This window comes from Microbacterium esteraromaticum (genome assembly GCF_017303215.1).
In the GTDB taxonomy this organism is placed as follows: domain Bacteria; phylum Actinomycetota; class Actinomycetes; order Actinomycetales; family Microbacteriaceae; genus Microbacterium; species Microbacterium esteraromaticum_C.
Genome location: NZ_JAEMWU010000001.1, coordinates 536110 through 548869, shown reverse-complemented (window position 1 = coordinate 548869; position 12760 = coordinate 536110). Strand labels below are relative to the sequence as shown.

General features: G+C 68.2%; 10 protein-coding genes. 7 read left to right on the top strand and 3 right to left on the bottom strand.

Annotated elements, in window-relative coordinates; translation table 11 throughout:
* Positions 1-23: 23 nt before the first annotated feature.
* Both JF543_RS02525 and JF543_RS02520 read right to left on the bottom strand, forming a co-directional pair.
* Complete coding sequence (locus JF543_RS02525) at positions 24-659, bottom strand: class II aldolase/adducin family protein (protein WP_206822635.1); 636 nt, start codon at positions 657-659, stop codon at positions 24-26.
* A 68-nt stretch (positions 660-727) separates the two neighbouring features.
* Complete coding sequence (locus tag JF543_RS02520; RefSeq protein WP_179409422.1) at positions 728-1444, bottom strand: GntR family transcriptional regulator; 717 nt, start codon at positions 1442-1444, stop codon at positions 728-730.
* Positions 1445-1622: 178 nt separating this feature from the next.
* Between JF543_RS02520 and mtnA the strand changes: the two genes are divergently transcribed.
* From mtnA to mtnK, 5 genes are all read left to right on the top strand, one after another.
* Entirely contained in the window at positions 1623-2645 is a 1023-nt protein-coding gene (mtnA, locus tag JF543_RS02515; RefSeq protein ID WP_206821314.1) for an S-methyl-5-thioribose-1-phosphate isomerase, read from the top strand.
* Positions 2646-2690: 45 nt separating this feature from the next.
* Positions 2691-3794, top strand: coding sequence for a substrate-binding domain-containing protein (locus JF543_RS02510; protein WP_206822634.1), 1104 nt, complete (start codon positions 2691-2693; stop codon positions 3792-3794).
* Between the two features lie 82 nt (positions 3795-3876).
* Positions 3877-5406, top strand: coding sequence for a sugar ABC transporter ATP-binding protein (locus JF543_RS02505; protein ID WP_179409424.1), 1530 nt, complete (start codon positions 3877-3879; stop codon positions 5404-5406).
* 1 nt (position 5407) lies between these two features.
* Positions 5408-6454, top strand: a complete 1047-nt coding sequence (locus tag JF543_RS02500; RefSeq protein WP_179409425.1) for an ABC transporter permease — start codon at positions 5408-5410, stop codon at positions 6452-6454.
* Between the two features lie 46 nt (positions 6455-6500).
* A complete protein-coding gene (gene mtnK, locus JF543_RS02495) occupies positions 6501-7721 on the top strand; it encodes an S-methyl-5-thioribose kinase (protein ID WP_206822633.1) in 1221 nt (406 codons plus the stop codon).
* Positions 7722-7823: 102 nt separating this feature from the next.
* Here mtnK and JF543_RS02490 read toward each other — a convergent pair whose 3' ends face one another.
* A complete protein-coding gene (locus tag JF543_RS02490) occupies positions 7824-8057 on the bottom strand; it encodes a PLDc N-terminal domain-containing protein (RefSeq protein ID WP_206822632.1) in 234 nt (77 codons plus the stop codon).
* A gap of 258 nt (positions 8058-8315) precedes the next feature.
* On the opposite strand from JF543_RS02490, the gene purL reads away from it, so the two are divergent.
* Both purL and JF543_RS02480 read left to right on the top strand, forming a co-directional pair.
* Positions 8316-10637: a phosphoribosylformylglycinamidine synthase subunit PurL gene (gene purL, locus JF543_RS02485; RefSeq protein ID WP_206822631.1), complete on the top strand. Its 2322-nt coding sequence runs from the start codon at positions 8316-8318 to the stop codon at positions 10635-10637.
* 67 nt (positions 10638-10704) lie between these two features.
* Positions 10705-12726: a BCCT family transporter gene (locus tag JF543_RS02480; RefSeq protein ID WP_206822630.1), complete on the top strand. Its 2022-nt coding sequence runs from the start codon at positions 10705-10707 to the stop codon at positions 12724-12726.
* Positions 12727-12760: the final 34 nt, after the last annotated feature.

Sequence of the window (12760 nt, the reverse complement as noted above, 5' to 3'; positions counted from 1 at the left end):
GCGCGAGCGCGCGCGCGAGCGGGTCAGGCGTGGTGCAGGTGAGGCTCCGACTCCCAGGGGAAGTCGAGGTCGCCATTGCCGGCGAGGATCGCGCGATAGGTCAGCTCGGCGGCGTTCTCAAGGTTCAGCGCGCGCCGCAGCGCCATGTCGCAGTCGTCGCCGACGGTCGTCGATCCGTGGTTGCCCATGATCACGCAGTTGTGCTCGGCGAGCTGCTCGGCGGCGGTGTCGGCGAGCTCATCCGACCCGTTCGGGTAGTACGGCGTGCGCCCGACCGATCCCACGTAGTACGCGTGGTCGAGAGTCACCAGACGGATGGGCCGGCGCAGCGCGTCGAGCAGGATCGCGTGGGCGGGATGCACGTGCACGACCGACCCGACGTCGGGGCGCGCACGATAGGCGCGCTGGTGCAGCTTCCACTCGCTCGAAGGCTTGGTCGCGCCGTCGACGACGTTGCCACCCAGGTCCATGACGGTGAACGAGGTCTCATCCAGGCGATTCAGCCAGGTACCCGACGCCGTCACCACGAAACGGTCGGCGTCAAGTCGGATCGACAGATTGCCGGCGCTGGCCAGAGCCAAGCCGGACTGCACGATCTCAGAGCCGGCGCGGATGAGCTGCTGCACGGCATCAGCAACGGATGTGGAGTGGTTCGTCATCGAGTCTGTCCCAATCGCTCAGAAGCTGTTGTCTGACAACACTACTGGACGAAAGTGACGACGAGAAGTCACGCGTGTCGAATGATCGAGAACGTGTAGCGCCCGTCGATGAAGTAGGTGCGCGAGTAGGCGACCGCACGCTCGGTCTGGTCGTAGTGCACCTGATCGAGCAGCAGCGCCAGGCCGTTGCGCCCCTGCGGGGCATCCCAGATCACATGGTCGGCGACGACGGGGTGGATCTCGGCGACCGCGCGCACCGGGATGATGCCGCGAGCCTCGCGCAGATACCCGAACACCGATCCGTCGAGCACCTCAGGGGACTCCCCCTCGGGGAAGACCCCGATCGGCAGCAGGTCGTACGAGTACGCGACGACCTCGTCGTCCGCGAGGATCACACGGCGCGTCTCGAGCGCGAGGTCGTTCGCCGTCAGCTCCAGCTTCGCCGCCTCTTCCGGAAGCAGCGGCCTGATCGTGCGGCTGCGGTAGCGCATGCCCGGCTCGCGCCCGGTGCGGCGGATCGACTCGGTGATGGATTCGAGGCGCTCCAGTCCCGCGGTGACGGCCGGCGGCTCGGAGACGAAGGTGCCGACGCCGTGGCGCGTGTGCACGAGCCCGGCGGTCTTCAGTTCACTCAGCGCGGCGCGCACCGTCGGGCGCGAGACCTCGAACGACTCGCCGAGTTCCGACTCGGTCGGCAGGCGGTCACCCACCGGGTAGGTGCCGTCGCCGATGCCCGCGCGGATGCCCGCGACCACCGCATCGACGCGGGATGCCCTCCGTGCCATCGCGAACCCCTCCATCGCTCGGTCTGCCGTTGTCGACCCGGCCGCTCCAGTGCGGCCACGGGTCGTAGAGACATCATGTCAGATCGCCCAGTTGTTTGCTCTTGTTGACATGGTTGTCTGACAACTGCTAGCGTCCCGGCTGTACCCCGACGACGGAGTACGCGAAAGGAGAGACACGGTGGTTAAAGCGATCGAATGGATTGAGGATGCCGACGGCCCGGCCGTGCGGATCATCGACCAGACCGTGCTCCCGACCGTTGAGTCCTACCTCGACCTGCGCACCGTCGATCAGCTCGTCGACGCGATCGCGCGTCTCGCTGTTCGTGGAGCTCCCGCACTCGGCGCGGCCGGCGGCTACGGTGTCGCCCTCGCCGAGCGCCAGGGCGGCGCAGAAGGATGGAGCGCCGATCGACTCGACGCAGAGATCGAGCGGGTGGCCCTGGCTCGTCCGACGGCCGTGAACCTCGAATGGGGCGCCCGCCGCGTGGACGCCGTGCGCCGCACCGGCTCGGGACAGGCTCTCGCTGAGGCACACCGCATCGCCGAAGAGGACGAGGCCGCGAACCGCGAACTCTCGCGGCTCGGCGCGGACTGGCTGCTCGAGCGCATCGGCAAGCGTCCGCTGCGTGCGCTCACCCACTGCAACACCGGCGCTCTGGCGACGACGGCATGGGGCACCGCATACGGCGTACTCAAGGAACTGCACGAGCGCGGCGCGCTCGAACTCGTCTACGTCGACGAGACGCGTCCGCTGCTGCAGGGCACCCGGCTCACGAGCTGGGAGCTCGCGAAGGACGGCATCCCCCACGTCGTCGAGGTCGACGGCGCCGCCAGCAGCACCATCCTGCGCGGACTGGTCGACTTCGCCGTGATCGGCGCAGACCGCATCGCCGCCAACGGCGACACCGCCAACAAGATCGGCTCGGTCTCGGTGGCGCTGGCGGCGCACCGCGCCGGCATCCCCTTCCTGGTGGCGGCACCGATGTCGACCGTCGATGCCACCCTGGCCTCGGGCGACCTCATCGAGATCGAGGAGCGTGACGAGAACGAGGTGCTCGCCTTCGGCGGCACCACGATGTCGGCTCCGGGCGTGCGCGGATTCAACCCGGCCTTCGACGTCACCCCGTACGACCTGATCAGCGGCATCGTCACCGAGCACGGCGTGGTCGAGCCGACGGTCACCCAACCCGCTTTCGCCTGAACGCGATCAGCCGAAGCATCCAAGAAAGGAATCGCAATGAAGCGCATGTCATCCCGGAGTCTGCGGCGCAGGCTCGCCGCGACCGGAACGGTCGGACTGACCGCCGTACTGGCACTCACCGCCTGCAGCCAGGGCGCGCCGGCCACACAGGAGTCCGCCGACTCCGGTGCTGTCAGCGAGGCGAGCAGCGAGATGCCCGCAGAGCTGGTCGGCGCCAAGGTCGCCATCGTTCAGCAGTCCGGCCAGGGCGACTACTTCCAGCAGTACCTCAACGGCACGCGCCAGCAGGCCGAAGCCCTCGGCTTCGAGCTTTCGGCCTATGACGCGCAGGGCGACAACGCCACCCAGGCCACTCAGCTCGAGCAGGCGATCTCGTCGGGCGTGGATGCGATCATCGTGCGCCACGGTTTCCCGGACACGCTGTGCCCCGGCGTCAACGACGCCATCAGCAAGGGCATCGCGGTCATCGCCTACGACGTCAACGTGTCCGAGTGCGCCGACGGCGTGATCCAGACCCAGCAGTCCGACGAGATCATGGCCCAGCTCGTGCTCGACCGCATGCTCGAAGACGTCGGCGAAGGCGCTGCCGTCGGCTACGTCAACGTCGAGGGCATCGCGCCGCTCGACCGCCGTGACGCCGTCTGGCGCCAGTTCGTCGCCGACAACGGCTGGGACCAGCTGTTCAAGACCGGCTCGTTCACCAGCTCGTCCGCCAGCGACAGCGCCCCGATGGTCGCCGCCGCAATGCAGGCCAACCCGTCGGTCACCGCGATCTACGCACCCTACGACGAGTTCACCAAGGGCACGCTGACCGGCCTCGACCAGGTCAGCGGTAGCGACGACGTGCTCGTCTACGGCGCCGACATCTCGAACGCCGACATCGAGCTCATGCGCGCGGAAGGCAGCCGCTGGGTCGCCACCGGCGCGACCGACCCCAACGCGATCGGCGCCGCCGTGCTGCGCACGCTCGCGCTGTCGATGGCCGGTGAGCTCGATGCCGAGCTCGTCGAGTTCCCGCCGGTGCTCGTCACGCAGGAGATGTTGCGCGAGGACGACATCAAGAACATGGAAGACCTGCGCGCCGCCGTCTCTGAGTTGAACCTGTCGCAGGTGTCGACCGCAGACTGGATGTCGGTCGTCAGCTTCTGACGCATCCCACGGTGGGACGGCGCCCCGACGCCGTCCCACCGCCCCCATCGCACACACCCGCTCAGCGAGGAGCACCCACATCATGACCACGCCGCGCGACGCCCACCCGCCCGTTCTCGAGCTGCGCGACATCCGCAAGTCCTTCGGTGCGAACACCGTACTGAAGGGCGTGGATCTCACCCTTCGCCCCGGCCGCATCACCGCACTCCTTGGCGCGAACGGCGCCGGGAAGTCCACGCTCATCAAGGCCCTGTCGGGCGTGCACCAGCCCACCGGCGGCGACATCCTTCTCGACGGTGCCCCGGTGCAGCTGGAGAACCCGATGTCCGCATCCCGGCTGGGTGTGCGCACCGTTCACCAGCGGATCGACGACGCGATCATCCCCGGCCTCAGCGTCGCCGAGAACCTCGTCTTCGAGCAGATCGCCCTCGGCGAGACGCCTTCGATCTCGTCGCCGAAGTCGCTGCTGCCGCGTGCCCGCGAGGTCGCCGCGGCGCTCTCACTCGACTGGGACGACGCGTTCCTGCGCCAGGACGTCTTCGAACTCGGCATCGCCGACTGCCAGATGCTCCTGCTGGCGCGCGCTCTCGTCACCGACCCCAAGGTGCTCATCCTCGACGAGCCGACCTCGACCCTGTCGCAGTCCGAGGCCGAGCGGCTCTTCGAAACCATCCTCGCGCTGCGCGACCGGGGCGTCGCGATCCTGCACGTCTCGCACCGGCTCGCCGAGATCGACCAGCTCGCCGATGACATCGTGGTGCTGCGCGACGGCCGGATCACGGCGACGCAGGAGCGCCCGTTCGACTTCGCCGCCGCCGTCACCTCCATGCTGGGCGAAGGCGCTGAACGCGACATCGAGCAGCTGGTGCACCTGACCGGTGAGCAGGTCGCCCTCGAGATCGACGGCCTGCGCGTGTTCCCCGAAGCGCCCGAGATGTCGGTGGCACTGCGCAGCGGAGAGGTCACCGGCGTGATCGGACTGATCGGCGCCGGTAAGACCGAGCTGGCCGAGTACGTGTTCGGCGAGTCCACGGCGTCGGGCACCGGCACGATGAAGCTCGACGGCAAGGCCTACGCACCCCGGCATCCGAAAGACGCGATCGCGCGCGGTGTCTTCCTCGTCCCCGAGGATCGCGCCGCCCAGGGCATGCTGCCCGGCTGGTCGATCGCGCGCACCTTCTCGCTCCCGTTCCTCTCACGCTTCGCCCGCGGCCCGCTGCTGCAGCAGGGTTCCGAGACGACCCGGGCGGCACAGGCGATCACCGACTTCGGGGTCGTCTCGACCGGCCCCGGGCAGTCGGTGGACGCCCTCTCGGGCGGCAACCAGCAGAAGGTCATGGTGGCGCGCTGGATGCAGACCCCGCCCGAGGTGCTGCTGCTCGATGAGCCGTTCCGCGGCGTCGACATCGGCGCCAGGCGCGAGATCGCCAAGCGCGCACGCGAGCAGGCGGCCGACGGCAGCTGCGTGGTGATGCTGTGCAGCGATGTCGACGAGCTGCGTGAGATCGCCGACCGCGTCCTCGTCCTCGTCGAGGGACGCATCACCCTCGACGCCCGTATCGACACAGTTTCCGACGATGAGATCGTCCAGAGCATGACGGAGGTGGCCTGACATGGCCGACACCACGACCCTTCGCGCACAGCAGCGCGAGACCCATCTGGGCGACGTCGTCCGCGACAGCGTGGTGAAGTACGGCTTCATCGCCGTGACGGTCATCGCGTTCGTCTTCTTCGCTTTCACCCAGCCCGCATTCGCGACGTCGGAATCGCTGTTCTCGATGCTGAAGTTCGCCTCGGTCACCGCGATCCTCGGGCTCGGCGTCATGTTCAGCATGATCGTCGGCGGCCTCGACCTGTCGATCGGCTCGGTCGCCGGACTGGCCGTGCAGCTCGTCGCCGTCACGATGGTGTTCTACAACCTCACCGGCGTCACCGCCGTGAGCGTCGCGCTGATCGCCGGTCTGCTGGTCGGCGTGCTCAACGCCTTCCTGATCGTGGTGTGCAAGATCCCCGACCTGCTCGCGACGCTGGGCGTGATGTTCGTGATCCAGGGTGTGAAGCTCATCCCCGTCGCCGGCCAGTCGGTGTCATCCGGAATGATCCTGCCCAACGGCTCGACCGCTCCCGGCAAGTTCGACCCGACCTTCCTGCTGATCGACCGCGGCACCATCGGCCCGGTGCCGATCCCCGTCGTCATCATGCTCGTGCTGGTCGTCGCATCCTGGTTCGTGCTCACCCGCACCACCTGGGGCCGTGTGCTCTACGCGGTCGGCGCGAACCCTGAGGCTGCTCGCCTCTCGGGCATCCGCGTGGGCATGTACCGCGGCAGCGCGTACGTCATCTCGGCACTGTTCGCGTCGGTCGCCGGCATCATCCTGGTCTCGCGCATCGGACAGGGCGATGTGAACGCCGGTTCGTCGAGCCTGCTCGAAGCCGTCGCGGTCGCCCTGGTCGGCACCTCGGTGCTCGGCATGGGCAAGCCGAACGCCTGGGGCACCCTGCTCGGCGCCGTGCTCATCGCGATCGTGCTGACCGGTATGACGATGGCCGGATTCCAGTACTACTTCCAGGACACGGCGAAGGGTCTCGTGCTGATCGTGGCGCTGCTGTTCTCGTTCACCCTGTCGCGCCGCAAGTCGCGGTACTCGCCGGCGACATAGCCCGCGGCCGACCCCACCATCAGTCCCCCAACGAAGGAACGGACGAATGTCCCACGAGTACGAATTCCTCACCGAGGCGAACATCGGCGAGTACATCACCGCTCACCCCGAGCTTCAGCAGCGCATCGACGGCTCCGCCCTGGCTGAGATCCGCGAGATCGGCGACGGCAACCTCAACCTCGTCTTCCATGTGCGCGACGCGGCGGGTCGCTCGCTGATCCTGAAGCAGGCACTGCCGTACGTGCGGATGACGGGCGAGGGCTGGCCCATGACGCCCGATCGGGCTCGGCGCGAGGCCGAGTCTCTGGTGGCGCACCACGCCATCAGCCCCGACCTGGTGGTCGAGGTCGTCAAGTACGACCACGACCGGTACATCCTCGCGCTCGAAGACCTGTCGGACCACCGCGTGTGGCGCGGCGCGCTGAACGACGGCGAATGCCACGACGGCGTCGCCATCGAGCTCGGACGCTACGTCGCCGGCGTCGCGGTCGGCACCTCGGTGCTCGGACAGAGCCGTGGAGAGGTCGCCGACACCGCGGCACGTTCGCAGAACGCCGAACTGTGCGTCATCACCGAGGACCTCGTCTTCACCGAACCGGTTTTCGACATCGGTCGCAACGCGGTGCTCCCCGAGAATGAGGCGGATGCTGCCGCTCTCGCGGCGGATGCCACATTCGCGACGGCGATGAGCGAAGCGAAGTGGCGATTCATGACCCGCGCCGAGGCCCTGATCCACGGTGACCTGCACACCGGCTCGGTCATGGTGCGTGGCAGCGGCCGGCGCGGTGAGGCCACCGAATCGGTGAAGGTGTTCGACTCGGAGTTCGCGTTCTACGGCCCCGTCGCCTTCGACATCGGTGCACTGTTCGCGAACTACGCCTTCGCCGCTGCCCGCGCCCGCGCCCAGGGCGATGACGAACGCGCCGCATGGGCGCTGTCGCTGATCGAGCAGACCTGGACGGGCTTCGAAGAGGCCTATCTCGCCGCTGCGGCGACCTGGCACGAGACGAAGCTCTTCGATGACGCGTTCGCGCGGCGCCGGGTGGCCGAGATCCTGCGGGAATCGGCATTGTTCGCCGCGGCCAAGATGGCACGGCGCATCGTCGGGGCCGCGAAGGTCGCCGACATCGAGACGCTGGAGCCTGCGCTGCGCGCACCCGCGGCCCGCTCGGTGCTCGTGGCCGCCCGTGCACTGGCCGCCGAGTGGACCGACATCACGTCGATCTCGGGCATCCGCACCACGCTCCGCACCCACCTGCTGCCCTGACGCGGCGCGCTGCGCTCGCCCGCCGCGTACCCATCCGCTGAGAAACCACCTCCCGTGTGAGAAACCACGTGGGAGGTGGTTTTTCGTGCGGGAAGTGGTTTCTCAGCGGCGCACGGGCCGCGTGCTACGACGACCTACGGCAAGCCAGGCGATCGGGCCGAGCACCGGCACGAGCAGCACGATCAGCACCCAGATCAAAGCCTGCGGTGCGCTGAGCCTCTTCGCCGAACGGGCGAGCGAGACCAATGCCACGACCGCCAGCACGACGACCGCTATCGCCAGCGCCGTCCACACGATGTCATAGCCGGCCGGAATCAACGGGTTGCTGGACGTCATGCTCCGACGCTACCGCCCCCGCCCTCCCCTCGCCCGCCTACTCGCCTGCCGTCCCCCTCGCCCGCCGTCTCACCCGTTGAGAAACCACTTCCCGTGTGAGACACCACGTGGCAGGTGGTTTTTCGTACGGGAAGTGGTTTCTCAGCGGAAGGGCACGCAGCAAGGGGCGGAAGGGCACACAGCAAGGGCCGCAAGGCGGGCGGGGCGCGCCCCCAGTAGACTGATCCTGCCCCGCCTCCCTCTTCGCTTGGAGCCCGCGTGACCACCCCGAACACCACCACCACTCACGTTCCCGACTCTGTCGCGAACGCTGCCGCGACGCCTGAGAAGGAGCAGCCCTACGGCGCGCTCGGCCTCAAGGACGACGAGTACGCGCGTATCAGGGAGATCCTGGGCCGCCGCCCCACCTCGGGCGAGCTGGCGATGTACTCGGTGATGTGGTCGGAGCACTGCTCGTACAAGTCGTCCAAGAAGTACCTGCGCCGCTTCGGCGAGAAGGTGTCCGACGAGATGCGCGAGCGCCTGATGGTCGGCATGGGCCAGAACGCCGGTGTCGTCGACGTGGGCGAGGGCTGGGCCGTGACGTTCAAGGCCGAGTCGCACAACCACCCGAGCTTCATCGAGCCGTTCCAGGGCGCGGCGACCGGCGTCGGCGGCATCGTCCGCGACATCATCTCGATGGGCGCTCGCCCCGTCGCGGTCATGGATGCCCTGCGCTTCGGTGCCATCGACCACCCCGACACCCCGCGCGTGGTGCACGGCGTCACCAGCGGCATCAGCTTCTACGGCAACTGCCTGGGCCTGCCCAACATCGGCGGCGAGACCGTCTTCGACGGCGTCTACCAGGCCAACCCGCTCGTCAACGCCCTCGCCGTGGGTGTGCTGCGCCACGAGGACCTCAAGCTCGCCAACGCCACCGGCGTCGGCAACAAGGTCGTGCTGTTCGGTGCTCGCACGGGTGGCGACGGCATCGGCGGCGCCAGCATCCTGGCATCCGACTCGTTCGACGACGGCGGCCCCACCAAGCGTCCCGCTGTGCAGGTCGGCGACCCGTTCGCCGAGAAGGTGCTCATCGAGTGCTGCCTGGAGCTGTACCGCGACGAGCTCGTCGAGGCCATCCAGGACCTCGGCGCCGCAGGCATCTCGTGCGCTACGAGCGAGCTCGCCGCCAACGGCAACTCGGGCATGCACGTCTCGCTCGACAACGTGCTGCTGCGCGACCCCACCCTGACCGCTGAGGAGATCCTCATGTCGGAGTCGCAGGAGCGCATGATGGCCATCGTCGCCCCCGAGAAGCTCGACGCGTTCCTCGCCGTCGTCAACAAGTGGGACGTCGAGACCAGCGTTCTCGGTGAGGTCACCGGAGACGGTCGCCTCGTCATCGACTGGCAGGGTGAGCGCATCGTCGACGTCGACCCGTCGACGGTCGCCGTCGACGGCCCGGTCTACGACCGTCCGGTCGCGTACCCGACGTGGATCGACGCGTTGCAGGCGGATGCTGCCGAAGACCTGCCCCGTTCGAACGAGCCCGAGGTGCTGCGGGCGCAGTTCCTGGCGATGCTCGGCTCGCCGAACCTGGCTGACACCAGCTGGATCACCAACCAGTACGACTACTACGTGGGCGGCAACACGGCCCTCGCCTTCCCCGACGACGCCGGCATGATCCGCGTCGACGAGGAGTCGGGCCTGGGCTTCGCGATCTCGACCGACGCCAACGGCCGCTATTGCCAGCTCGACCCGTACGCGGGTGCGCAGCTGGCCCTGGCCGAGGCGTACCGCAACGTCGCCGTCACCGGCGCGACGCCGACGGCCATCACCGACTGCCTCAACTTCGGCAGCCCCGAGAACCCCGAGGTCATGTGGCAGTTCGGCCAGACCGTCGACGGCTTGGCGGACGGATGCTACGAACTGGGCACCCCGGTGACCGGCGGCAACGTCTCGTTCTACAACCAGACCGGTGATGTGCCGATCCACCCGACGCCTCTGGTCGGTGTGATGGGCATCATCGACGACGTCTCGCGTCGCATCCCGTCGGGCTGGCAGGACGCCGGTGAGAACATCTACCTGCTCGGTGTCACCTCGACCGAACTGTCGGGTTCGGCATGGGCCGACACCGTGCACGACCACCTGGGTGGCCTGCCGCCCAAGGTCGATCTGGCCGGCGAGCGTCGTCTGGCAGGGCTCCTCGGAGCTGCGCGCGAGGAGTGGCTGATCTCGTCGGCGCACGACCTGTCGGAAGGCGGCCTGGGTCAGGCTCTCGCCGAGGGCGTGATGCGCTTCGGCGTCGGAGCCCGGGTGTGGCTGACCGAGCTGATCGAGCGGGACGGCGTGGATGCAGCATCCGCGCTCTTCTCGGAGTCGACCGGTCGTGTCATCGTCACCGTTCCCCGCGAGGACGACGTGAAGTTCCGCGGCCTGTGCGAGGGACGCGGCTACCCGGTGCTGCGCATCGGTGTCACCGACACCGAGCCGGCACTCGAGGTGCAGGACGTCTTCACCGTCTCGGTCGACGAGCTGCGCGAGACCTCGCGCGGCACGCTGCCGGCCGTCTTCGGGCCGACGATCGCCACCGACGCCTGAGGCGGGTTCCGCGGCCCGCCGCGGAACCTCCCCCGTGCGCCGCACGGGGGTTCGCTACCGTGGGGGAATGTCTCCTCCAGAGAACACACAACAGAAACCCGCGCCGAAGAAGCTGCTCAAAGACAAGAAGATCCTCAAAGAGGTGACGCACCCCGCGCTGATTCCTGGAATCGGCGTCGAGGACACGCCTCGCATCTTCAACACCAACTGGTTCGTCTTCGGCGTCGCCGGCATTCTGGTGCTCGCGGTGGTGGTCTGGGGTTTCGCCGCACCCGATAACCTCAGCGCCACCGGGTCGACCTCGCTGACGTGGGTCACCGCGAACTTCGGCTGGTTGTTCTCGCTCCTGGCCATCCTGGTCTTCGCGTTCATGCTCGTCGTCGGCTACGGGCGCACCGGCGCGGTGCGCCTGGGAGCGGATGACGAAGAGCCCGAGTTCTCGACGGTTTCGTGGATCGCGATGCTGTTCTCGGCGGGTATGGGCATCGGGCTGCTGTTCTTCGGACCGGCCGAACCGCTCGGCTACTTCAACGCCGTGCCGCCAGGGTTCGACTCCGAGGCGGGCACCCCACACGCGATGCTCGACGCCCTGGCCCAGTCGATCCTGCACTGGGGTCCGATGGCGTGGGCGTTCTACGCGCTCGTCGGTGGGGCGATCGCCTATGCCGCCTATCGCCGCGGCCGCGCTCCGCTGATCTCGGCCATCTTCTACCCGATCTTCGGGCAGCGCACCGAGGGCTGGCTCGGCGCCATCATCGATGTGTTCGCCATCATCGTCACCCTGTTCGGTACGGCTGTCACCCTCGGTATCGGCACGCTGCAGATCACCAGCGGCGTCGAGTTCGTCGCGGGCATCGGACCGCTCGGCAACGGCGCGCTGATCATCGTCGTCACCGTGCTGACCGCGGCGTTCGTGGTCTCGGCGGTGTCGGGCATCAAGCGCGGCATCCGCGCCCTGTCGAACATCAACATGGTGCTCGCGGGCACCATCGGCATCGTCGTGTTCATCGCGGGCCCGACCCTGTTCCTGCTGAACATGATCCCCGCCAGCGTCTCGACGTTCCTCGGCGAGCTGTGGGTGATGCTCTCGCGCAACGCCGGTCAGGGCGAGGCCGAGGCCGCGTTCATGTCATCGTGGACCAACTACTACTGGGCCTGGTGGATCTCGTGGACGCCCTTCGTGGGCATGTTCATCGCCAAGATCTCGCGCGGCCGTACCCTGCGTGAATTCGTCACCGTGGTGATCATGGTGCCCTCGTCGGTCTGCATCGTCTGGTTCGGCGTACTCGGCGGCGCCGCGATGTACTTCGACAGCCAGAACGGTGAGCTGAGCGAGGTCGGTTCGTCGGAGGGCGTGCTGTTCGCGCTGTTCGACCAGCTGCCGTTCGGTGTCGTGCTGTCGGTGATCGCGATGGTCTCGATCGTGCTGTTCTTCATCACCTCGGCCGACTCGGCCGCCATCGTCATGGGCTCGATGAGCCAGCGCGGCCGGCCCGAGCCGGCCACGTGGGTGACACTCGCCTGGGGCATCCTGCTCGGCGCCGCGGCTCTCGCGCTGCTGCTCGCCGGTGGCGAGACGGCCTTGTCGGGTCTGCAGTCGATGATGGTCGTGACGGCACTGCCCTTCGCGTTCATCGTGATCGGCATCATGATCTCGTGGGCGAAGGAGCTGGCCACCGACCCGTACATGCTGCGTCAGCGCTACGCGAAGGCCGCCATCGCGCAGGGCGTGCGCCGCGGTATCGCCGAGCACGGCGACGACTTCGTGTTCGGTGCGACCGAGGTCGCGGCCGAAGAGGGCGCGGGAGCATCCATCGACTCGGACGACCCGGCGCTCACCGAATGGTACGAGACGGCTACCGGTCAGATCCCGATGGTCACCGCCGAAGACATCAACCGCACGCTCACTCCCGGACGCATCCAGCCCAAGGGTCCCGACGATCCGACGCACACGGCATCCGGCGACGCGTCGCTCACCGTCGGTGAGAACCGTCGCGAGCTGCGCCGCCAGCGCCGCGAGCAGGAGCACGCGGATGAGCAGGCCCCGGGCGACGAGCCGTCGACCCCGGAGTCACCCGACGAGAAGTGACGGTCGTTCCTTCCGGCGCCCGCGTGACGGGCGC

Bases quoted from the DNA above. Each gene is read 5' to 3' on its own strand.
- JF543_RS02480 (WP_206822630.1), top strand. From the start codon at position 10,705: ATGTCTCCTCCAGAGAACACACAACAGAAACCCGCGCCGAAGAAGCTG.
- JF543_RS02500 (WP_179409425.1), top strand. From the start codon at position 5,408: ATGGCCGACACCACGACCCTTCGCGCACAGCAGCGCGAGACCCATCTG.
- JF543_RS02505 (WP_179409424.1), top strand. From the start codon at position 3,877: ATGACCACGCCGCGCGACGCCCACCCGCCCGTTCTCGAGCTGCGCGAC.
- mtnK (WP_206822633.1), top strand. From the start codon at position 6,501: ATGTCCCACGAGTACGAATTCCTCACCGAGGCGAACATCGGCGAGTAC.
- JF543_RS02490 (WP_206822632.1), bottom strand. From the start codon at position 8,057: ATGACGTCCAGCAACCCGTTGATTCCGGCCGGCTATGACATCGTGTGG.
- JF543_RS02525 (WP_206822635.1), bottom strand. From the start codon at position 659: ATGACGAACCACTCCACATCCGTTGCTGATGCCGTGCAGCAGCTCATC.
- JF543_RS02520 (WP_179409422.1), bottom strand. From the start codon at position 1,444: ATGGCACGGAGGGCATCCCGCGTCGATGCGGTGGTCGCGGGCATCCGC.
- JF543_RS02510 (WP_206822634.1), top strand. From the start codon at position 2,691: ATGTCATCCCGGAGTCTGCGGCGCAGGCTCGCCGCGACCGGAACGGTC.